The sequence below is a fragment of the Roseateles sp. P4_D2 genome (genome assembly GCF_056401875.1).
Genome location: NZ_JBFUIM010000015.1, coordinates 111,605 through 133,328 on the forward strand (window position 1 = coordinate 111,605; position 21,724 = coordinate 133,328).

General features: G+C 68.4%; 21 protein-coding genes and 1 riboswitch. Of the genes, 12 read left to right on the forward strand and 9 right to left on the reverse strand.

The window, feature by feature from the left end:
* Positions 1-35: 35 nt before the first annotated feature.
* The 3 genes from AC1DW0_RS24760 to AC1DW0_RS24770 are packed head-to-tail and all read right to left on the reverse strand — an operon-like array spanning position 36 to position 3,714.
* The gene (locus AC1DW0_RS24760) at positions 36-1,727 is read right to left on the reverse strand and encodes an ABC transporter ATP-binding protein (protein ID WP_477948604.1); all 1,692 of its coding nucleotides are present in this window, start codon (positions 1,725-1,727) and stop codon (positions 36-38) included.
* Positions 1,724-2,779: an ABC transporter permease gene (locus AC1DW0_RS24765; RefSeq protein WP_477948606.1), complete on the reverse strand. Its 1,056-nt coding sequence runs from the start codon at positions 2,777-2,779 to the stop codon at positions 1,724-1,726. The genes AC1DW0_RS24760 and AC1DW0_RS24765 overlap by 4 nt, the downstream gene beginning before the upstream one ends.
* Entirely contained in the window at positions 2,776-3,714 is a 939-nt protein-coding gene (locus AC1DW0_RS24770) for an ABC transporter permease (protein ID WP_056191624.1), read from the reverse strand. The genes AC1DW0_RS24765 and AC1DW0_RS24770 overlap by 4 nt, the downstream gene beginning before the upstream one ends.
* Positions 3,715-3,857: 143 nt before the next feature.
* Here AC1DW0_RS24770 and AC1DW0_RS24775 point away from each other — a divergent pair, with 143 nt between their 5' ends.
* From AC1DW0_RS24775 to AC1DW0_RS24810, 8 genes are all read left to right on the forward strand, one after another.
* Positions 3,858-5,654 (forward strand): ABC transporter substrate-binding protein, encoded by a 1,797-nt coding sequence (locus AC1DW0_RS24775; RefSeq protein ID WP_477948607.1) that lies wholly within the window; start codon positions 3,858-3,860, stop codon positions 5,652-5,654.
* A complete protein-coding gene (locus AC1DW0_RS24780) occupies positions 5,654-7,450 on the forward strand; it encodes an ABC transporter substrate-binding protein (RefSeq protein ID WP_477948608.1) in 1,797 nt (598 codons plus the stop codon). Before AC1DW0_RS24775 ends, AC1DW0_RS24780 begins: the two co-directional genes overlap by 1 nt.
* A 105-nt stretch (positions 7,451-7,555) precedes the next feature.
* Positions 7,556-7,885 carry a PspC domain-containing protein gene (locus AC1DW0_RS24785; protein WP_056191618.1) on the forward strand — a complete coding sequence of 110 codons (330 nt, stop codon included), beginning with the start codon at positions 7,556-7,558 and terminating at the stop codon, positions 7,883-7,885.
* A gap of 130 nt (positions 7,886-8,015) precedes the next feature.
* A complete protein-coding gene (locus tag AC1DW0_RS24790; protein ID WP_477948610.1) occupies positions 8,016-9,620 on the forward strand; it encodes a wax ester/triacylglycerol synthase family O-acyltransferase in 1,605 nt (534 codons plus the stop codon).
* A gap of 125 nt (positions 9,621-9,745) precedes the next feature.
* The gene (locus AC1DW0_RS24795) at positions 9,746-10,567 is read left to right on the forward strand and encodes an esterase/lipase family protein (RefSeq protein ID WP_477948612.1); all 822 of its coding nucleotides are present in this window, start codon (positions 9,746-9,748) and stop codon (positions 10,565-10,567) included.
* A gap of 76 nt (positions 10,568-10,643) precedes the next feature.
* On the forward strand, positions 10,644-11,411 hold the full coding sequence (locus AC1DW0_RS24800) for a DUF4184 family protein (protein WP_457324301.1): 768 nt from the start codon (positions 10,644-10,646) through the stop codon (positions 11,409-11,411).
* Positions 11,412-11,482: 71 nt separating this feature from the next.
* Positions 11,483-12,079: an ATP-dependent Clp protease proteolytic subunit gene (locus tag AC1DW0_RS24805; RefSeq protein WP_477948614.1), complete on the forward strand. Its 597-nt coding sequence runs from the start codon at positions 11,483-11,485 to the stop codon at positions 12,077-12,079.
* 6 nt (positions 12,080-12,085) lie between these two features.
* On the forward strand, positions 12,086-12,982 hold the full coding sequence (locus tag AC1DW0_RS24810; protein WP_457388998.1) for an alpha/beta fold hydrolase: 897 nt from the start codon (positions 12,086-12,088) through the stop codon (positions 12,980-12,982).
* Positions 12,983-12,987: 5 nt separating this feature from the next.
* On the opposite strand, the gene AC1DW0_RS24815 is transcribed toward AC1DW0_RS24810, so the two are convergent.
* The 4 genes from AC1DW0_RS24815 to AC1DW0_RS24830 all read right to left on the reverse strand — a co-directional run bounded on the left by AC1DW0_RS24815 (position 12,988) and on the right by AC1DW0_RS24830 (position 16,556).
* Positions 12,988-13,521, reverse strand: a complete 534-nt coding sequence (locus tag AC1DW0_RS24815; RefSeq protein ID WP_477948616.1) for a hypothetical protein — start codon at positions 13,519-13,521, stop codon at positions 12,988-12,990.
* Positions 13,522-13,589: 68 nt separating this feature from the next.
* The gene (locus AC1DW0_RS24820; protein WP_477948618.1) at positions 13,590-13,985 is read right to left on the reverse strand and encodes a DUF1801 domain-containing protein; all 396 of its coding nucleotides are present in this window, start codon (positions 13,983-13,985) and stop codon (positions 13,590-13,592) included.
* Between the two features lie 12 nt (positions 13,986-13,997).
* The gene (locus AC1DW0_RS24825; RefSeq protein ID WP_477948620.1) at positions 13,998-14,441 is read right to left on the reverse strand and encodes a copper chaperone PCu(A)C; all 444 of its coding nucleotides are present in this window, start codon (positions 14,439-14,441) and stop codon (positions 13,998-14,000) included.
* A gap of 24 nt (positions 14,442-14,465) precedes the next feature.
* Positions 14,466-16,556, reverse strand: coding sequence for a TonB-dependent receptor plug domain-containing protein (locus AC1DW0_RS24830; RefSeq protein ID WP_477948622.1), 2,091 nt, complete (start codon positions 16,554-16,556; stop codon positions 14,466-14,468).
* Positions 16,557-16,667: 111 nt separating this feature from the next.
* Here AC1DW0_RS24830 and AC1DW0_RS24835 point away from each other — a divergent pair, with 111 nt between their 5' ends.
* The 4 genes from AC1DW0_RS24835 to AC1DW0_RS24850 all read left to right on the forward strand — a co-directional run bounded on the left by AC1DW0_RS24835 (position 16,668) and on the right by AC1DW0_RS24850 (position 20,540).
* On the forward strand, positions 16,668-17,063 hold the full coding sequence (locus tag AC1DW0_RS24835) for a GntR family transcriptional regulator (RefSeq protein ID WP_056191605.1): 396 nt from the start codon (positions 16,668-16,670) through the stop codon (positions 17,061-17,063).
* Positions 17,060-17,947 carry an ABC transporter ATP-binding protein gene (locus AC1DW0_RS24840; RefSeq protein ID WP_056191604.1) on the forward strand — a complete coding sequence of 296 codons (888 nt, stop codon included), beginning with the start codon at positions 17,060-17,062 and terminating at the stop codon, positions 17,945-17,947. The genes AC1DW0_RS24835 and AC1DW0_RS24840 overlap by 4 nt, the downstream gene beginning before the upstream one ends.
* On the forward strand, positions 17,947-19,398 hold the full coding sequence (locus tag AC1DW0_RS24845) for a hypothetical protein (protein WP_477948624.1): 1,452 nt from the start codon (positions 17,947-17,949) through the stop codon (positions 19,396-19,398). The genes AC1DW0_RS24840 and AC1DW0_RS24845 overlap by 1 nt, the downstream gene beginning before the upstream one ends.
* A 132-nt stretch (positions 19,399-19,530) precedes the next feature.
* Positions 19,531-19,621: riboswitch (cyclic di-GMP riboswitch) on the forward strand.
* Positions 19,622-19,715: 94 nt separating this feature from the next.
* Positions 19,716-20,540: a hypothetical protein gene (locus AC1DW0_RS24850; protein WP_477948626.1), complete on the forward strand. Its 825-nt coding sequence runs from the start codon at positions 19,716-19,718 to the stop codon at positions 20,538-20,540.
* 149 nt (positions 20,541-20,689) lie between these two features.
* Here the strand turns inward: AC1DW0_RS24850 and AC1DW0_RS24855 are convergent, their stop codons facing one another.
* Entirely contained in the window at positions 20,690-21,133 is a 444-nt protein-coding gene (locus AC1DW0_RS24855; RefSeq protein ID WP_056191596.1) for an SRPBCC family protein, read from the reverse strand.
* Positions 21,134-21,223: 90 nt separating this feature from the next.
* A complete protein-coding gene (locus AC1DW0_RS24860) occupies positions 21,224-21,700 on the reverse strand; it encodes a flavin reductase family protein (protein ID WP_056191594.1) in 477 nt (158 codons plus the stop codon).
* Positions 21,701-21,724 lie beyond the last annotated feature (24 nt).

Sequence of the window (21,724 nt, forward strand, 5' to 3'; positions counted from 1 at the left end):
CGTTGAAATTACACGCAACCGTAAGAATCGCCAGGCTAGGCCGGTCGGGCGCCGGGCCCCTGATATCCGCGCGGCACCGCGCCAAGCAGGCGGCGCGTGTAATCCTCACGCGGGGCCTGGATGATCTCGCGCGTGGGTGCCTGCTCGACAACGTCGCCGTTCTGCATCACCAGCACCTCGTCGGAGATGAACTTGACGACGGCCAGGTCGTGGCTGATGAAGATGTAGCTCAGGCCAAACTCGTCCTGCAGGTCCTTCAGCAGGTTGAGCACCTGGGCCTGCACCGACACGTCCAGCGCCGACACCGCCTCGTCCAGCACCAGCACCTCGGGCTGCAGCGTCAGGCAGCGCGCGATGGCAATGCGCTGGCGTTGGCCGCCCGAGAACTCGTGCGGGTACTTGGCCATTGCGCTCTCGTCCAGGCCCACCTTCTTCAACAGGGCGACGGCACGGGCCTCGCGGTCGGCGGTGCTGGTGCCGATGCCGTGGATCTCCATCGGCTCGCGCAGCGTCTGGCCGATTGTGAAGCGCGGGTTCAGCGAGGCATAGGGGTTCTGGAACACGACCTGGATGCGGCGGCGCATCTGCTGCCAGTCGCTTCCGCTCATCTTCAGCAGATCCTTGCCCTCGAACAGCACCTGGCCGCCGGTGGGTTCGTGCAGGCGCAGCAGCGTCAGGCCCATGGTCGTCTTGCCCGAGCCGGACTCGCCAACAACGCCCAGCGTGTGGCCCTTGCGCAGCTTGAAGCTCACACCCTTGACGGCCTTGAACTCGCGCTTGCCGAACAGGCCGTCCTTGAGCCAGAAGCTTTTCTGCAGGCCGGTCACTTCCATGATGACGGGCGCGCTGTCGTCCTTCACCTTCGCGTCGTTGCCGGCCGCCCGGCCGGCGATGTGGTCGTCGATGACCATCAGCCGCGCCGGGTTCTCCGTCAGCGACGGCCGGCAGGCCAGCAGGGCCTTGGTGTAGGCGTCCTGCGGGTCGTTGAAGATCTGCGCCACCGGTGCGTTCTCGCGCACCTGGCCGTGGCGCATGACGACGACCTGGTCCGAGATCTCACCGACGACGCCGAGGTCGTGGGAGATGAACAGCAGGCTCATCTTGTGCGATTCCTTGAGCCTGGCCATCAGCTCCATCACCTGGCGCTGGATGGTCACGTCCAGCGCCGTCGTCGGCTCGTCGGCGATCAGCAGCTTCGGGCTGCAGGCCAGGGCCACGGCGATCATGACGCGCTGTTGCTGGCCGCCGGACATCTCGTGCGGATAGGCCCTCAGGCGCCGCTTGGGCTCGGGGATGCCGACCTCGTTGAGCAGCTCCTCGGCACGCACCAGCGCCTGGCGGCGGCTCATGCCCATGTGCTTCATCAGCGGCTCGCAGATCTGCGTGGCCACGTCGAAGACCGGGTTCAGCGAGCTCATCGGGTCCTGGAAGACGCAGGCGATGTCGCGGCCGCGGATGGCCTGCAGATCGCGCAGGGAGGCCTGCAACAGGTCGCGGCCCTGGAACAGGATGCGCCCTTCGCGCTCGGCGTTGCTGGGCAGCAGGTTGAGCACGGACATCGCCGTCACGCTCTTGCCCGAGCCCGACTCGCCGACCAGCGCCACGGTGCTGTTCTCCGGCACGTCGAAGCTGACGCCTTTGACAGCGAGCGTGCGCTGCATGGCGCCGCCCTGCTTGCCCATGCGGAAGGCGACCTTGAGGTCTTGGATGCTCAGCAGCATGCTCATTCGAGACCTCGCAGCTTGGGGTCGAGGGCGTCGCGCAGCGCGTCGGTGAAGAGGGCAAACGCCGTAACGAAGACGGCCATGCAGGCCGTCACGGCGGCCAGTTGCCACCAGTAGCCCAGGATCATCTCGTTCTGCGCCTCGGCCAGCATGGTGCCCCAGCTCACCTGGTCGACGCCGACGCCCAGGCCGAGGTAGCTCAGGATGACCTCGCTCTTGATGAAGCTGACGACGTGCAGCGACAGCTGCACCAGGGCTACGTGCGACACATTGGGCAGGATGTGCTTGAACATGCGCGACCATTGCGACGCGCCGATGGCCTCGGCCGAGCGCACGTACTCGCGCACGCGATGCTTCATGAATTCGGCGCGGATGAGGCGGTAGATGCCCGTCCAGCCCGTCAGCGCCAGGATCGAGACGACCGCGCCGACGCCGCGCGGGAAGATGGCCGCGAAAGCGAAGATCAGCAAGATGCTGGGGATGGCGGTGAAGACGTTGTAGACCCACTCCAGCAGGTCGCCGACCTTGCCGCCGAAGAAGCCCGAGATGGCGCCCAGCACGGTGCCGATCAGCGTCGCGACGAGGGCCGCCGCCAGGCCGACGACGATGGACACCTCGGCCCCCTTGATGACCTTGGCCAGCACGTCGCGGCCCAGGCGGTCGCCACCAAGCGGCAGGGTCTCGGCCCTGGGCGCCTCTTCGGTCTTGAAGGCCTTGGCGCGCTCCGCCCACTCGGCGTAGCGCGGCGCCAGCGGGTCGATGTCGGACAGGTCGACGTTGGGGCCCTTGGGCGTGGCGATGGTGCCGGTGTCTTCCTGCGGCTGGGGCCCGAGCAGCGTGGGCGGCGCGTTGGGCACGCCGACCTCCTGCTGCCAGCCCGAGGCCAGCAGCTTGGTGGCCGCCAGCAGCACCAGGACGAGGAAGGCACCGACGACCCACATCGACACGACGCCGACGCGGTCGGTCTTGAGGCGCCGCCACGCGGCGGCCCAGACGCCGCCGCTCGAAGATTCCGCCGCCCGGACCGGGCCGGAGGAGTTGGACACGGCGCTCATTTGAGAACGACTCGCGGGTCAACGAGCTTGTAGAGCAGGTCCACCACGAGATTGACCGTCATCGTCAGCGCCGCGAGGTAGATGGCGAAGGCCTGGATGACCGGGTAGTCGCCGCGGTTGACCGCCAGCAGCAGCTCGCGGCCCAGGCCCGGAATGGAGAAGAACACCTCGATGAGGAAGCTGCCCACCAGCACGCCAGGCAGCAGCACGGACACATTGGTCAGGATGGGGATCATCGCGTTGCGCAGCACATGCTTGAGCAGCACCGTGCCCTCGGTCATGCCCTTGGCACGCGCGGTGCGCACATAGTCATGGCCAATTTCGTCGAGGAAGAAGCTGCGGTACAGCCGGATCTGCGGCGCCATCGACACGGCCACGGCGACCAGCACCGGCAGCGGCGCGTAGGTGGTCAGGTTGGTCCAGTGGCTGCTCGTCCAGCCCTGCACGGGGAACCAACCCAGGCGGAAGGCGAAAAGGTACTGCGCCAGGATCACGTAGACCAGCAGCGAGATGGACACGGCCACAGTCGTGCAGATCATCACCGTGCGGTCGGTCAGGCTGCCGCGCACGGTCGCCACGGCCAGCGCGAAGGGGATGGCCAGCATCACCTCGAGGATGAGGATGGGCAGCGTCACCGTCAGCGTGGCCGGCAGCCGCGTGGCGAACAGGTTGGCGACCGATTCGTTGGTCGCCCAGCTCTTGCCCCAGTCGAAGCTGACGATCTGCTTGATGAAGATCCACAGCTGCTCCCAGACCGGCTTGTTCAGCCCGAGCTGCTCGCGGATGGACTCGATCTGCTCCGGGCTGGCGTTCAGGCCGCCGAGGATGATGGCCGGGTCGCTGCCGAAGTACTTGAAGAGGAAGAACACCAGCAGCACGACACCGAGCAGGGTCGGGATCATCTGCCACAGGCGTCGGATCAGATAGGCCGCCATTCAGGGCTCCAGAAACCACAAACCCCGCTGTGGATGCGGGGTTACACGAGAGAACGGGGCGGAGTCTATGCGAGTCACCTTCGGCTTTGCGTTGACGGTTTCACTAGACTCCGCGACTTTCCTGCCACCCCGCGCACGTTGCGATGAAGCTTCCCTCCCTGCTGACCGCCCTGCTGCTGGCCTGCGCGTTGAACGTCGCCCACGCCCAGGACAAGGCGCTGCGCTACGCCTTCAAGGTGGCCGAGACCGGGTTCGATCCGGTCCAGGTGACGGACAAGTACTCCAAGGACATCCTCGGCGGCATCCTCGACGCGCCGCTGGAATACGACTTCGGCACCCGCCCCTTCACGCTGCGCCCGGCCACGCTGGCCGAGATGCCGGAGATCAGCGCCGACTTCAAGACGATCACGATGCGGGTCAAGCCCGGTATCTACTTCTCGGACGACCCGGCCTTTGGCGGCAAGAAACGCGAGCTGACCGCGGCCGACTACGTCTATAGCGTCAAGCGCCACTACGATCCCGCGCTCAAGAGCGGCAATCTCTACATCCTGGAGAACGCCAAGATCCTGGGGCTGTCGGAGCTGCGCCGCGATCTGATGAAGGCCAAGAAGCCGTTCGACTACGACCGCGACGTCGAGGGCCTGAAAACCCTGGACCGCTACACCTTGCAGATCAAGCTCGGCGTCGGCGACCCGCGCTTCATCCAGCAGTTCGCCGACGCCGGCTTCCTCGGCGCCGTCGCCCGCGAGGTGGTCGAGTTCTATGGCGACAAAATCATGGAGCACCCGGTCGGCACCAACGCCTTCCGCCTGGCCGAGTGGCGGCGCAGCTCGCGCGTCGTGCTCGAGAAGAATCCCAACTACCGCGACCAGCGCTATGCCGAGATCGCGCCGCCCGACGCGAGCGACAAGCTCAAGGCCGAGGTCGCGGCCCTGCAGGGCAAAAAGCTGCCGCTGGTGGACCGCGTCGTCATCGACATCATCGAAGAGGCTCAGCCGCGCTGGCTGTCCTTCCTGCGCGGCGAGGCCGACGTCATCGAGGAGGTACCCATCGACTTCGCCAGCGTCGCCATGCCGGGCAATCGCCTGGCGCCCAACCTGGCCAAGCAGGGCATCACGGCGACCCGCTACCCGCGCGCCGACATTCACCTGAGCTACTTCAACATGGAGGACCCGGTCGTCGGCGGCTACACGCCCGAGCGCATCGCGCTGCGCCGCGCCATCAACCTGGCCGTGGACCTGGACAAGGAAATCCGCCTCGTGCGCCGCGGCCAGGCGCTGAAGAGCCAGGGGGCCATCCCGACCACCGTGTTCGGCTACGACCCGGCCTTCAAGTCGGAGATGAGCGAGTTCAGTCTCGCCAAGGCCAAGGCCCTGCTGGACCTGTACGGTTACGTGGACCGCGACGGCGACGGCTGGCGTGAGCAGCCTGACGGCAAGCCGCTTGCCATCGAGTACTCGACGCTTGCCGACGGCGAGCGCCGACAGCTCGCCGAGCAGTGGCAGAAGAACATGGCTGCCCTGGGCGTGCGCATGACGTTCAAGATCGGCAAGTTCCCCGAGCAGCTCAAGGCGGCCAACGCCGGCAAGCTGCAGATGTGGATGGTCGGCTGGGTCGGCACGACGGCCGATGGCGACACCTTCCTGGCCCTGGGCTCGGGAAAGGCCAAGGGTCACGCCAACAAGCCGCGCTTCGAACTGGCCGCTTTCGATGCCGTCTACGACAAGCAGAAATCCCTGCCCGACGGGCCAGAGCGGCTGGCCTTGATGACCGAGGGCCAGCGCCTGCTCGTTGCCTACGCCCCCTACAAATTCCACGTCCACCGCATCTGGACCGACATGGCGCAGCCCTGGGTCAAGGGCTACAGCCGCAACCTCTTCGTGCGCGACTTCTGGAAGTACATCGACATCGACCCCGCCGCCCTTGCCAAGGCCAAGTGATGAAACAACTGCTCGCCACTCTCGCCGTCTGCCTGTCGATCGGAGCTCCCGTCCAAGCGGCCGAGCCGGTCAAGACGCTGCGCTATGCCTTCAAGATCGCCGAGACCGGCTTCGACCCGCCGCGCCTGGCGGACATCTATTCGCGCAGCATCACCGCCCACATCTTCGAGACGCTGTACGCCTTCGACCCGCTGGCAAGGCCGACGCGGCTGATGCCGCTGATCGCCGTCGGCGAGCCCGAGATCAGCGCCGACTTCCGGACCTTCACGATGAAGGTCAAGCCGGGCATCTACTTCGCCGACGACCCGGCCTTCAAGGGCAAAAAGCGCGAGGTCACGGCCGCGGATTTCGTCTACAGCATCAAGCGCTTTGCCGACCCGGCCACCAACGCCCAGGCCTGGACGAGCTACGAGGACCAGGACATCACCGGCCTGGGCGCGGCGCGCGACAAAGCCCTCAAGACCAAGCAGCCCTTCTCCTACGACACCGAGATCGCTGGCGTGCGCGCGCTGGACCGCTACACGCTGCAGATCAAGACCAATGGCCCGCGTCCGCGTCTGATCGAATCCATCTTTGCCGGCAATGACCTCTACGGCGCGGTGGCCCGCGAGGTGGTCGAGTTCTACGGCGACAAGATCATGGAGCACCCGGTCGGCACCGGCCCCTTCATGCTCAAGGAGTGGCGGCGCAGCTCGCAGATGGTGTTCGAGCGCAACCCCGACTACCGCGAGCGCCACTACGAAGCCCAGCCCGCGCCGGGCGACGCCGAAGCCCAGGCGATCTACGCGCGGTTCAAGGGCCGCCGCATCCCGATGATCGACCGCGTCGTCGTCGATGTCATCGTCGAGAACCAGCCGCGCTGGCTGGCCTTCCTGAACAACGAGCACGACTTCATCGAGAAGGTGCCCGAGGAGTTCATCACCCAGGCCGCGCCGGGCGGCAAGCTCGCACCCAACCTGGCCAAGCGCGGCATGCAGGCCGTGTTCACGCTGGCGCCCGACATGACGCTGACCTGCTTCAACCTCGAAGACCCAGTCATCGGCGGCATGACGCCCGACAAAATCGCGCTGCGCCGTGCGATCTCGCTGGCCTTCGATGTGCGCAAGGAAATCAAGAGCGCGCGGCGCGGCCAAGGGACGCCGGCCCAGGCCCCCATCGTGCCCAACACCAGCGGCTACGACCCCGCGTTCAAGAGCGAGATGAGCGACTACGACCCGGCGCGCGCCAAGGCGCTGCTGGACATGTATGGCTATGTCGACAAGGACGGCGACGGCTGGCGGGACCTGCCCGATGGCAGCCCGCTGATCCTCACGCGCAACACCGAGCCCAACTCGCTCAACCGCGCCATCGACGAGCTGTGGGAGAAGGCCCTGCGCGCCGTTGGCATCCGGCTGCAGGTCAAGATCCAGCAGTGGCCCGAGAACATGAAGGCCGCGCAGGCCGGCAAGTACCAGATGTGGCCGGTGGGCTCGACGGCGGCCTCGTCGGACGGCCAGGAGGCCATGCAGCGCCTCTACGGCCCCGCTTCGGGCACGCAGAACCTGCCGCGCTTCAAGAACGCGCGCTTCGACGAGATCTACGACCGCATGCAGGCCATGCCTGACGGCCCCGAGCGCGAGGCCCTGTTCAAGGAGGCCAAGCGCATCGCCGTGACCTACATGCCCTACAAGGTGCATGCCCACCGCATCCTGACTGACATCGAGCAGCCCTGGATGAGCGGTTTCCGCCGCCCGCTGTTCTGGCAGGACTTCTGGCAGTTCGTGGATATCGATCCCGGCAAACAGCCTGTCCATTGATTTCCGCGGGCGCGTCCCGCAGATTCGACCGACTGTCGCAACACGCTGGCCTGCACGCGCCAGGCCGCTAGGCTTCGTCCCATCAACCCCGAAAGGAGCCCCAAGATGAACGACGCAGAAGAACTCAACAAGCTGGCCGATCTGCATGCACGCGGTGTGCTCAACGACGAGGAGTTCGCCCGCGCCAAGGCCCGCTTGCTCAGCGGCCAGGCCACGGCGAGCCAAGGCAGTGCGGCAGGCCCCAACGTCGGCGCCGTCAACGGCCTGCGCCGCGCCCGCATCGACCGCTGGGTCGGCGGCGTCTGCGGCGGCATCGCCCGCACGACCGGGCTGGATTCCTGGGTCTGGCGCCTGATCTTCACGGTGCTCTTCCTGGCCTTCGGCAGCGGCATACTCCTGTACGTCCTCCTCTGGATCTTCGTGCCGGAGGAATGAAAGAGGCCCTTGGGCCGACGCCTCCAGTGACTGCCACGGAACCGGCTTTGCCGGGCCGTCGGCAGTGCCCCCTTGAGGGGGCGGCCGTCAGGCCGTAGGGGGTGGGATAAATACACCAGGAGACAGCCCGATGAAACAGCTCGCCGGCCTCGACGCCAGCTTCCTCTACCTGGAAACGCCGCAGATGCCGATGCATGTCGGCGCGCTGCACCTGCTGGAGCTGCCTGTCGGCTACGACGGTGACTACGTCGAAGACCTGCGCGAGCACATGCGGGCGCGCATGCCGCTGCTGCCGGCCCTGCGCCGCCGCCTGGTTGCGATGCCGCTGGGCCTGTCCAACCCGGGCTGGGTGGATGCCGACCCCGATCTCGAGGAGCACATCGTCGAGATCCCGCTCCCCGAAGGCAGCGGCATGGCTGACCTGGAGGCGCAGGTCGGCGCCCTGCACCCCGTGCTGCTGGACCGCAGCCGGCCGCTGTGGAAGTTCCATGTCTTCACTGGCCTGGAGCCCGGTCCCGATGGCCAGCAGCATGTGGCCCTGTACACCCAGCTCCACCACGCCGCCGTGGACGGCCAGGCCGCCGTCGCGCTGGCCCAGGTCATCCTCGACCTGAGCCCGGAGCCGCGTGCCATCGACGCCATCGCCGCGCGCGGCAAAAAGCGCGGCCAGCTCGGCACCGTCGGCATGCTGCGCGCCGCCGTGTCGCAGCAATGGAAGCAGACCGTCAAGCTGGCCCGCTCCCTGCCCAGCGCCGCCAACATCCTCGGCAACATGGCCATGGGCTACGCGGGCGGCGCCGCGGCTGGCGCCTCCATCGACAAGCTGCGCACGCTGCTGGGCGACGTTGCCGCGCAGACGACGGCGGTCGTGCGCGGCAAGACAGCTGTCTCCAGCCTGGGGCCGGCGCCACGCACGCGCTTCAATGTGAGCCTGTCTGACACCCGCTCCTTCTCAGGCGTCACGTTGCCGCTGGCCGAGCTGAACCGCACGCGCAAGCGCCACCACGCCAGCATCAACGACGCCGTGCTCTTCGTCATCGGCGGCGCGCTGCGGCGCTACTTCGCCAAGCATGGCCCGCTGCCGCGCAAGAGCCTGATCGCCGCCGTGCCCGTGTCCACACGCGCTGCCGGCGACACCACGTCCAACAACCAGGCCACCATGACCTTCATGAGCCTGGGCACGCACCTGAGCGACCCGAGCGAGCGCCTGGCCCATGTGATGGCCTCCAGCAAGGCCATGAAGGCGCAGATGAGCCAGCTCAAGAGCCTGATGCCGACCGACTTCCCCTCCCTGGGCATCCCATGGCTGATGCAGGCCGGCGCCATGCTCTACGGCCGCGCCAAGGTGGCCGAGAAGCTGCCCGTGGTCGCCAACGTCGTCATCTCCAACGTGCCCGGGCCGCAGCTGCCGCTGTACCTGGCCGGCGCCAAGATGCTGACCAACTACCCCACGTCGATTGCCGTGCACGGCCTGGCGCTGAACGTGACGGTGCAGACCTACAACCAGTCGCTGGACATCGGCCTGATGGCCTGCGGCGAGGCCTTGCCGGAGACGGCGGAGCTGTCGGCGTACGTCGAGGCGGCGTTCATGGAGTTCCAGGCGCTGCCGGTGGCGGAGGTTGTCGAGCCTGAGCCGACGCCGGTGGTGAAGAAGGCGGCGGCGAAGAAGGTGCCGGCCAAGAAGCCGGTGGCGAAGAAGGCGCCAGCCAAGCGGCGTGCGGCCGCGGCGGCCTGATCGTGCACAGGTTCGCTCGACCGATCAACGTCACCTAGGCGACACCCCGGCCCCGGGCAAGCACGCCCCGGAAACAGGCGACAGCTGGCTAACATCGCGGTGCCTGCCCGATCCCCGCTTTACGCATGCCCGCCTCCCGTTCGCCGCGCTTCTCGCACTGGCACCAGACCCCCACCACCCCTCACCCCGACTGGTCCGACTTGCGCGCACCCAACGCCTGGCTGCTGATGCTGGAGGGCCGAGCGCCCTGGGAGTACGCGGCGCTGCTGGCCACCATGCCGTGGATGAAGAAGCTGCCACATGGCGACGGCCATCCCGTGCTCGTCTTCCCCGGCCTGGGCGCGCATGACTTCACCACGGCACCACTGCGCGCCATGCTCGACTCGCTGGGCTACACCACGCAGGGTTGGGGCCAGGGCTTCAACTTCGGCCCGCGCGCCGGCGTGCTGGAGCAGACCAAGGCCGACCTCGTCGAGCTGCACCGGCGTCACGGCCGCAAGGTCAGCCTGATCGGCTGGAGCCTGGGCGGCATCTACGCCCGCGAGCTGGCCAAGGAGTGCCCGGAGCTGGCGCGCTGCGTCGTCACGCTGGGCACGCCCTTCACCGGCCACCCGCGCGCCACCAACGCCTGGCGCTTCTTCGAGATGGTCAGTGGCCATGCGTCCAACGACCCGGAGCTGATGGAACAGATCCGCCAGGCACCGCCTGTGCCGACGACCTCCATCTACTCCAAGAGCGATGGCGTCGTCGCCTGGCGCTGCAGCGTCAACGCGCCCTCGCCGCTGGCCGAGAACATCGAGGTGCAGGCCAGCCACATCGGCCTGGGCGTGAACCCGATCGCGCTGTATGCGCTGGCGGACCGGCTGGCGCAGCCGGATGGGGATTGGCAGCCGTTTGAGCCCAAGGGGGCGAGGCGGTGGTTCTACAAGACGCCGGTGCGGCCGTAGAACGCCCAGCCACCCGTCGGGCACGCATCGTGCAGCATGCACGACGGTGCTCTTGTGTGCTGTTGACAACCCCACCATGCCCTGGACCTTCGCCCACCCCGCAGCCGTCCTGCCCCTGCGGTCTCTCTGCCCCCGCTGGCTCTCGTTTCCCGGCCTGATCCTGGGGGCCATGGCCCCCGACCTGAGCTACTACGTCGGCATGCACGGCCCCTGGCGCGCCTTCTGTCACACGCCGATGGGGGTCCTGACCGTCTGTCTGCCGGCCGGCCTGCTGTTGTTGGGCCTCATGCTGCGGTGGCCGCGCCCGCTGACCGTGCTGCTGCCCGAGCCTCACCGGTCGTTGGTGCGCGGTGAGCTACAGCCGCCGCCGCGAGCGGCCGTCGCGCGCTGGGCGGTCGCCGTGCTCTCCATCCTGCTCGGCGCGGCAACCCACCTGCTGTGGGACCTCTTCACCCACCCCGTGCCGCCACTCACCGACCTGCTGCCCTGGCTGGCCCAGCCGCTGCTGACCTTCCTGGGCCGGCCGCTGACGGTCGCCCGGCTGCTGCAGCACCTGAGCACCGTGGCCGGCGCGCTGGTCCTTGCCGTCGCCTACGCCCGGGTGGTGCGCCGGCAGCCCGACCGCACGGAAGCGCCGGACCCGCGGCGCGCCCGCGTGCTGTGGGCCTGCCTGGCGGTGGCGCTCGCGGTCGGCGCACAGTCCGCCTGGGCCCTTACGCCCGACACGCTGCCCGGCTACCCGATGCGCCGGCTGGTGCGCACGGTCGTCTGGAGCACCAGTTGCTTCGCCACGCTGTTCGTCATCGGCAGCGTCGCCTGGTGGCGCCGCCTGGGCGACGCCTGACCCTTGAACCCATATTCAACCCGCTCCCGCATCTCGCGGTAAGGTATCGCCCTTAACCCGGACCCCCGACCATGCAACACCACACCCTCGCCGCCGAAGACAAGGCCGCCAAGAAAGAAGCCCCCGAGAAGATGGAAGAGCAGCTGCTCTTCAAGGGCCGCTTCGTGATGATCTTTGGCGAGATCGACGACAAGATGGCGCACGCCACCTGCCGCCGGCTGCTGGCCCTGTCGCAGGACTCCGATGCACCGATCACGCTGCTGATCTCTTCCCCTGGCGGCCATGTGGAGAGCGGTGACGCCATCCACGACATGATCCGCTTCGTGCGCGCCCCGGTGAACGTGATCGGTACCGGCTGGGTGGCCAGCGCCGGCACCCACATCTACCTCGCCGTGCCCAAGGAGCGCCGCTTCGCGCTGCCCAACACGCGTTTCATGATCCACCAGCCTGCCGGTGGCGCTGGCGGCCAGGCCAGCGACATCGCCATCCAGGCCAAGGAGATCCTGCGCGCGCGCGAGCGCCTCGCCACCACGATCTCGCGCGAGACCGGCCAGCCGCTGGAGCGCGTGCGCTCAGACATTGAGCGCGACTTCTGGATGAGTACCGAAGAGGCCATCGCCTACGGCCTGGTGTCGCGCGTCATCGAGCGCCAAGTGGACCTGGGCTGACCCGCGATGCGTGTCTCGGCCAACGGTGTGCAGATCGAAGTGGACATCCACGGCCCGGACAACGGCGAGCCCTTGCTGCTGATCATGGGCCTGGGCATGCAGCTCATCGCCTGGCCCGAGGGCTTTGTGGACGAGCTCGTGGCCCGCGGCTTTCGCGTCATCCGCTTCGACAACCGCGACGTCGGGCTGAGCCAGCCCTTCGATGAGCTCGGCACGCCCAATATTCCGATGGCGGCCCTGCTGCACACGCTGCGGCTTCCGGTGAAGGCGCCCTACCAGCTCAGCGACCTGGCGCGCGACACTGTCGGCGTGATGGACGCACTGGGCATTGCCAAGGCCCATGTCTGCGGTGCGTCCATGGGCGGCATGGTGGCCCAGCATCTGGGTTTTTCGCATGGCCAGCGGCTGAAGAGCCTGACGCTGATGATGACGACCAGCGGCGACCGCAGCGTGCCCAAGGAGAGCCTGAAGGTGCGCCGTGCGCTGCTGTCGCGCCCGCGGCCGGCCACGACGCCGCAGCAGAAGTTCGAGAACGTCCTCGACCACTACGCCAGCCTCTACGGCATCATCGGCAGCCCCGGCTACCCGCCCGAACCCAGCCAGTTGCGCGAGCGCCTCGCGAGCGGCGTGAAGCGGTCCTTCCGGCCTCAGGCAGTCGCTCGCCAGATCGTGGCCGTTGCCGCCGATGTGCACCGCGCCGAGCGGCTGCCGCGCATCACGGCGCCCACCCTCATCGTCCACGGTGAGGACGACGCGCTGATCCCGGTCGCCGCGGCGCATGACCTGGCCAAGCGCATTCCCGGCGCGCGGCTGGAAACCATTCCCGGCTGGGGGCACGACCTGCCGGAGGTGCTGTGGCCGCGGCTGGCCGCTGAAATCGCGGCCAATGCGGCCCGGGCCTGAGGGCCTCAGCCCTCGGCGCCGCCCAGCTGCTCGACCGCCTCGTAGGCCCTGACCGCAGCGTCGGCCTCGGCGGCGCGCGCGATTTTCTCCGCCTGGGCGGCGGCCTTCTCGTCGGCCAGCTTGGCCTCGTAGGCCTGCCGCTCCATCGGGGAGACCGTGCCGTCCTCGTCGGTATCGGCCGGCTCATAAGTTTGACTGGTGCTGGTGCTGACCGCGGGCGTCTCGCCGCCGGCAGGCGCCGCACCGCCGCCACTGGCATCAGCCGGGGGCGCCTTGGGCGCGCTGGCCTGTAGTTGCTGTGCTGTCACCTGGACGTCGCCGCCATCGTCCGGCCGGGCCGGAAGACCCTGGGCACTGGGCGCCGCCTGGGCGGCCTGGGTGGCAGTGCCGGCCCGCTTCGCGCCCTCTACCGAGATATTGACGACCACGGCCTGCTGGTTGCCGCTGTCCAGCTCCTTGGCGGGCTGCTCGGTGCGGCCGGCAGAGGCGCCGCCAGTCAGGGGACTGGCCGGGGCTTGGGTGTTGACGGCGGCGACCATGGGCAACTCCGGAGTAATCATGGGGTATCGGCAACCCTGGCCAGAACTGAACGGGCTTTACGCCCGCTTCACTGACCCGCGACGCTCGCCCGCTGCGGGTTGCCCAGCTCGGCATTGAGCACGACGGCCGCCTTCACCAAGGCCAACGCGGTGTCGCGCTCGAATGGCGTGTCCTCTTGCAGCTCCAGCGTGCGCAGCTCGAACTTGCCGCCGCCGCGCATGCGGGGCTCCAAATGCAGCAACCGCTTGCCGCGCCAGAAGCCGAACAGCACGCGTTCGGGCTCGGCGCGGATCAGCAGCACCGGGCCGTTGCTGAAGTAGACGAGGTGGCCCCACTTGAGCTTTTCCTCCAGGCCGGGCGCGGCCTCCTGCACGGCCGCGCGCAGCGCCACCACCTGGGCCTGTTGCCAGCCGCCGAGCGCGGCGACATAGCCGTCGGGGTCGGCGGCATCAACGATGTACATCTTCGCCATGCGTCAGCGCGCCTGCGCCTTGATCTCGACCGTCGTGCGCTGCTTGTCCTCGCCCTCGACGGTCAGCATCAGCGGCACGGTCTCGCCGGCCTTGATCGGACCCTTGAGGCCCATCAGCATGACGTGATAGCTGCCGGGCTTGAGCGCCACGGCCTGGCCGGCTGGCAGCGGCAGCGCGTCGACTGCGCGCATCTTCATGACGCCGTCGTCCATCTTCATTTCGTGGATCTCGACCATGGCCGCCACTGGCGAACTGGCCGCCACGACCTTGGCCGGCTTGGCCGAGGTCAGCTGCATGAAGGCGCCAGTGGCCTTCTGCGGCGCGACGGTGGCGCGCACCCAGGGGTCGTCAACCTTGACTTGAGCCTGGGCGGCGAAAGAGGCGAGCAGGGCAGAAGCGAGCAGCAGGCGGCGCATGGTGAAGGGCGGGAACGCTAAAGCCTGCATTGTGCGCAGTCCTTCGAGCAAGGGCTAGAAGCGGTACAGCCCCTGCAGCCAGAACCAGCGCCCAGCCAAGGGCAGATCGTTGGGCAGCACGCCGCCGGGCAGGGTCGGCTCGCGGGCGTCGGCGTTGAACGCATTGCGCAGCGAGCCCGAGACTTCCCAGCCGAGGGTAGCGGCCAGGCGCCGCACGGTCAGGTCGACGGTCGTGTAGTCGGCCACCGGCGGCCGCGCGTCGCCCGCCGCGCGCTTGCGGTCGGCGACATGGTTGGCCTGGCCGCTGACGAGCCATTGGTCAGGCAGGCGCCAGTCGACGCGCAGGTAGTGATGCTGATGCGGCGCATAGCCGGCATCAGCACCGGTCGCGCGGTCGGTGGCGCGTTGCAAGGCCAGGTGACCCGTCACGCTCAGCTGCCGCAGCGCGTCCCACCGAAGCTCGAGCTCGCCGCCGCGGCCCTTGAGCCGGCCGACGTTGCGGTAGGTCGCACCGGTGGCCGGTGCCGGGTTCGCAACGACGCGCACGATGTCGACCGCGTCGAGCCGGTAAAGGCTCAGATTGAACTGCAGTTCGGCACTCGGCGCCCAGGCGAGCACGAACTCGGTCGTCTTGATGCGCTCGGGCTTGAGGTCCGGGTTGCCGGTGCTGACCGGGTTGATCGTGTACTGCTCGCTGAAGCCCGGCGCGCGGAACGCTCGCCCATGCATCAGCTTGGCCGTCACGTCGTAGGCAGCCTCCCAGACCAGGGCCAGGCGCGGATTGGTGGTGCCGCCGAAATCGGAGTAGCGGTCGTGGCGGACGCCAGCGGTCAGGGTCCAGTCGGGCGCGACGCGCCATTCGTCCTGGCCATAGACATAGTTGCTGTCGCGCCGAGCCGGCCGGATATGGGGCTGGATGGCGTTGTAGTCGATGACAGGCCCGGTTGGCACCGGCACGCCGGTCGGCGTCAGGACGAAGTTCTTGTGCGTCTCGGCGCGGTAAAGGTCGGTGTCGTCGTGGCCGACGCCGATGCGCAGGCTGTGGCCTTGGAACCCGCCATACACCGCATGCGCGTCCACGCGCCACATGCGCTCCCAACGCGCCGGGCCGCCGATCATGCCGTCGGGAAAGAGATTCGGTCCGATGCGGACGCCGGCCGGAAACAGCACCAGGCCGCGCGGCGTCTGCTCGTGATAGTTGTGCAGCGCCGCGCTGAAACCGGCGGCCCAGTCGGGTGCGAGCTGCGCGTCGGTCCAGCCCAGATCGGCCATCAGCCGGTCCATGTCGATCACGCTGTCGGGGTCGAGGGCCGAGTTGACGCCGGCGCCGGTGCCGGCATTGCGGCGCACGACCTTGTTGACGCGCAGCCGCCACTTGTCCCAGCCGAGTTCGAGACCTGCATCAACGGCATCGTGGCCAAGATTGGCCGGCCCGGGAGCGCGGCTGGCGTGGGTGCCAAACAGGTTGTCGAGCCGCGTCGCGCCGTCGGCCGTGATCGTCGCGCCATGGCCATCGGTCGCGCCGACGCGCAAGTAGGCGGCGAGCACCAGCGGCCCGAGCTTGCCGCCATGCTGGAGCCAGGCGTCGCGGCTACGGAAGGAGCCGCCGCGCAGGCCAGCCTCGGTGCCGCGCAGATCGGCCGGGCCCTTGGTCACGATATTGATCACGCCGGCGAAGGCGTCAGCACCGTAGAGCGCCGAGCCGGGGCCGCGGATGACCTCGATGCGCGCGACGTTCTCCAGCGGCAGGCCAGCCCAGGTATTGCCCTTGTCGCCCGTGTACGCGGTCTTCATCGGCTGGCCGTTGATCATCAGCAGCACCTGCACATTGAGCGGCTGGCTCAGCAGGCCGCGCACGCCATAGAGCGGCGTGTACATGATCGGGCCGTAGCTGACATGCAGGCCCGGCACGGTGGCCAGGGCCTCGTCGAGATCGGTCGCGCCTATCGCCGCGATGTCCTGCGCCGTGATGACGGTTGCCACGGCCGGCGCACGGCGCAGGGGCTGCGCGCTGCCGGTCGCGATGCTGATGGTGCCCTTGTCGCCATAGGCCAGGGCCAGGTCTTCATCGATAGGTTCGGCACCGACACCCGCCGCCGCGAGCATCGAGATGACCAGCCAGTGCCGACGGTGTGTCTGCATCATGAGGGTCTCCGCGGGCCGAGACGCAAACCATCGTACGCCCGCGCAGACAACAAATGCTTGACATCAACTGTCCACGTGTACTATCGTACTGATACACGTAGGCAGTTAACGATGGATCCCACCCATTTCGTCCACATCAACACCGGCTCGCCCGAGCCCATCTACCGCCAGCTCATCGAGCAGGTGAAGCGGCGCGTCGCGGCCGGGCAGCTCAAGGCCGGCGACGAGATCCCCTCGGTGCGCGAGCTGGCCCAGGCCCTGGCCGTGCACCCCATGACCATCTCCAAGGCCTATTCCCTGCTGGAGTCCGACGGCGTGTTGGAGCGCCGCCGGGGGCTGTCGATGGTGGTGGCGGCGCAGCACCAGCGCGCCCAACCCACTGCCGACCGCGTCGAGCTGCTGCGGCCGACGCTGGAGAAGGCGGCCGCCGAAGCGCGGCAACTGGAGCTCCCCAAGACCCAGGCCCTGCAGCTGTTCAAAACCATCCTCGACGAGACGCAAGCATGACTGCCTCCTCCGCCCACTTTCCCCACTCCGACACCGCCACCGCCGAACTCGCTGGCGTCAGCCTCGCCTATCCCAAGGGCGAGGCCGTGCTGAAGGCGCTGGACTGGACGTTGCAGCCGGGCCAGGTGGTCGGCCTGCTGGGCCGCAACGGCTGCGGCAAGACGACGCTGCTGGAGACGCTGCTGGGCCTGCGTGAACCTCAGCAGGGCCGCGTGCAGCTGTTCGGCCAGGACGCCGCGCGGCTGGATGACGCGGCGCGCGCCCGCATCGGCTATGTGCCCCAGCAGAGCGACCTGTTCGAGAGTTTCACCGCGGCCCAACTGCTGGCCTACTTCAAGAGCTTCTACCCGCGCTGGAACGAGTCCAGGGTCGAGGGCCTGCTGTCGCGCTGGGACATCGCCCGCGACAAACCCATCCGCAAGCTCAGTGGCGGCCAGCAGCAGCGCCTGTCCATCATCCGCGCGCTGGCCCACGACCCCGACCTGCTGGTGCTGGACGAACCCGTTGCCAGCCTGGACCCCGTCGGCCGGCGCGACTTCCTGCGCGAGCTGGTCGACCAGGTGCTGGACCGCGGCACGACCGTCGTGTTCTCCACCCACATCCTGTCCGACCTGGAGCGAGTCGCCTTCAACCTCGCTTTCCTGAGCGGCGGCCGCATCGCCCTGCAGGCGCCGCTGGACGAGCTGCTGGAGCAGGTGCGCGCCTTCACCGGCACCGTCACCGAACTGGCCAGCCTGTTCGCGCGGCTGAACGCCCAGCCGCTCAAGCGCACGCCGCTGGAGGCCGGCCGCGAGCGCGTGCTGGCCCGGCTGCCGGCCGGCGTGAGCGCGCCGCTGGACGCACAGGCCGTCAACCTCGAAGACCTGTTCGCGGAGCTGACGTGATGAAAGCCGCCCCCTACAGCCAGTTGCTGCTGGCCTTCTGGCGCCAGCGCGATCGCGAATCCCCCTGGGGCCGCCGGGCGCTGTTCGCCCTGGCCGTGCTGGGCCTGGCGCTGGGCGTCTACCTGGCGCCGCAGCTGGCGGTGCCCATGCTGGCCCTTTCGGCGGCACTGGTGCTGATGTCGCTGTGGATGGCCATCATCGGCAGCCTCATGCAGCAGAACCATCCCCATGCCGCGCGCTTTGTGCCCGGCCATCTGCGCCAGACGCTGGAGTCCGCGCTCGCAGCCTGGGCCGGCTTGTCGCTGGGCAGCGCAGCCCTGCTGTGGCTTTGCCTGCCGCAGATGCCCTCTTTCGCCCTGCTGCTGCTGGGCGCCGCGGCCGTGCTGGCCTTCATGGGCTGGGCGACGCGCGAATGGCAGCTCTGGCTGGTGATCTCCATCGGGCCGGTGCTGTTCTTCGGCACCGGACTGGACCGGCGGCTGGCGCCTCTGGGCACCGCGCTGCGCGAGCTGTGGCTGGCCCAGCCGCTGTCCGTGCTCGCGCTGAGCCTGCTGGCCCTGGGCTGGTCGCTCACGCGGCTGTTCGGCAGGGGCGACGCGGCCCACGCCGAGGCCTATGCCCGCCTGGGCCGCATGCGCCGCGCCGCCGAGGACAGCATGCAGGGCAAATACGCCGGTGCCGCCGCCTTCGGCCGGGTGGGCGAATGGCTGAGCCAGCCTTTTGCGCTCGCCGTGTCGGCCTGGCAGCGCCATGTCGTCGCGCAGGCCGAACCGACGGGCCAGAGCGCCATGCGCCGCGCCGAGATCGTGCTGCATGGCCGGCAGCACTGGCTGCACCAGAGCCTGGGCGCCGTGATGGCCGTGGGCATCGCCGCGCTGAGCTTCTTCATCGCGTTTGCGCTGGCCGGCCAGGGCCTGCAGGACAACTGGACCAAAGGCGCCTACGGCATGGCCATCGGCCTGGCGAGCATCGGTTTCAACCCTTGCTTCACCCTGCCCAACATGCTCTGGCACAGCCGCCGCGAACAGGCCCTGATGCGGCTGCTGCCAGGCCTGCCGCAGGGAGAGGCGCTGAACCGCGCGGTTGCGCGGATGCAGTTGCGCCACGCCCTGGTTGCCTGGGCGCTGACGACCGCCGGCCTGGGCCTGCTGGCCTGGGCCGCGAACAATGCCGCACTGCTGTGCCTGGCCTTTGGCGCCCTGCCACTGAGCACCGGCTGGCTGCTGCGCGCGCCTTCGCGCATGAAGTCGCCCACGGCCTGGACCACCGTCGTGCCCATCCTGGCCTTCATGCTGATGGGCTGGGGCATGTTCCTGCTGCAAAAGGATCTGGGCGCGCCGCTGCCTCTGCTGGCAGGCATCAGTGTTGCGTTCAGCGCCGCGCTGGGCGCATGGCGCTGGCGCACGCTGAGCGCTGCGCCAACGGCCTTGCCGGCCGGTCGCCTGAGCTGAAAACGCTCGGCGCAAGCCCGCCGCAAGCTTCAAAAACCGCTCGTCGCGGGCCTCGCGCCGCTCGCCGGGCGGGGGTCTCGGTTCGTGAACTGACGCACGGACAAAACACGGCTTACATCCGCACACTGCGTCCCATGCAGTCGGCAAACCCGTCGAAAGGCGGGGACGCAAAGCCACCGGTCTTCGTGCTCTGACAGGAGCAAAAGACAGCGGGGCCGCCCTGGGCGGACAAGGACATGTCCGCAGCGTGGCACACGGGGAGGTGCCGGCTACTGCCCAGTAGCCCCACCCTTTGCATCAACCCGAAAGACCACGCCATGAAGTTCCAAGCCACTGCCTTCGCTGCCCTCGCCCTCTTCGCCCAGGCCGGCTTCGCCGCCGACCCGACGGCCCAGCTCACCGGCCTCGTGCGCATCGTCAAGAGCGACGGTCAGACCGTCCTCGCCCAGGCCGCGCCCATGCTCGTCGCCGCCAACGGCACGGCCACGGGCGCCATGCCCCAGATCACCGTCAGCGAGAAGGATGCCTTCATCTCCAGCCTCGGCCGCTGCGCCTTCAACTTCAAGTACGACGAGGTCAGCGCCTCAGCCGTGGCCGCCAGCACCAACCGCATCTACAGCAACGACACACTGATCGCGCAGAACACGCAAATCGCGCTGACGCCCAAGGTCGTCAAGACGATCTGGACCCAGCCCTATCTCTTCGCCGGCGCGAACAACGTGAAGGTCGTCGTCAATGTCGACGGCGTGCCGAGCACGGGCTGGGTGCGCATCAACGTGAGCGGCACCTGCGGCAAGCCCGCCGCGGCACCAGCTCCGGCACCCGTGGCCGCACCGCCCGCACCGGCCCCGTCGCCCGCTCCCGCACCGGTCGTCTATGTCCAGCCCGGCTCGGGCGACTGGAACAACCTCAACAACGCCTGGGGCTACAGCAACTACGCGGCAACCCAGCTCAAGGGCAAGGGCTATGCGAAGTACGCCGAGATCGTGCGCCTGAACGCCGCCCTCACGACGGCGATCAACGCCAAGAAGATCTCGACCGGTGACTACGGCAGCCTGATGGCGGCCTGGAACGCACTGATGGCCGACCCCGCCTTCAAGGCCGCGATGGCGGCCATCGTGCCGACACCTGGCGTCAAGTAAAGACCCCTCGTCCAGTCCCGCTCCGCTGAACACGAGCGGGCCTAACCGGCCCCCGAGGGGGCGGCGATGCTTGGCGGCATTGAGCCGCAAGCACATCGCCATGGCGGGCCGGCTAGGGGCGGCCCGTCGCTCGGCCCGAGCGCACCACGTTACTGGTTGATTTCCGGCTCGGCCAGCTGGGCCAGCAGGGTCAGCGACTCCTGCCAGCCCAGGTAGCAGGCCTCGGCCGGGATCATGGCCGGGATGCCTTCCTGCTTGATGTGCACCTCGGTGCCGCAGAACACGGCGCGCAGCTCGACGGTCGTCGTCATCTCGCCGGGCAGGTTGGGATCGTCGAAGGCTGCCGTGTAGCGCAGCTTCTGGCCGGGCACCAGCTCCAGGTAGCGGCCGCCAAAGCTGTGGCCGCCGCCGGTCGTGAAGTTGGTGAACGACATCTTGTATGTGCCGCCCACCTTGGCGTCCATTTCATGAACGGTGCCGGTAAAGCCATGGGGCGGCAGCCACTTGGCCATGGCGGCCGGCGTCGTGAAGGCGCGGTAGACGCGGTCGGGCGGGCAGCGCAGCACGCGGTGCAGGGTGACGGTGTTGGTCATGGTCGATTCCGTGGTTGGACAGAGGATGGCCCTCTGTCATGACGACGATCAGAGCCCGACCGGATCGACAACGCCAACCCGGAAAAAACCCTAGATCGGCAACTCGGTGAAATAACGGCCGCCGTGGAAGATCAGCGGCTGAGCGCCGAGCCGGGACGAGCAACGCTCGACTTCGCCGACGAAGATGACGTGGTCGCCCTCCTCGTAACGGCTGCGGTTGGCGCATTCGAAGACGGCAGCAGCCCCCTCCAGCACCGGCGCGCCGCCCGCGCCCTCGTGCCAGGCCACGCCGGCGAAGCGATCGATGTCACGCGTCGCGAAGCGCTGGGCCAGCTCCTTCTGGTCGGCCGCGAGGATGTTGATGGCGTAATGCGAGCCATGCGAGAACACCGGCATGGAGCCGGCGCGGCGCGCCAGGCTCCACAGCACCAGGGGCGGGTCCAAGGACACGGAGTTGAAGGAATTGGCGGTGAGGCCGACCAGGCCGCCGTCCGCAGCGCGAACGGTGACGATGGTCACGCCGGTGGCAAACATGCCCAGTGCGGCGCGGAATTGCTGGCTGTCCATGGGGTGATTGTCGCCAGTCCCGCG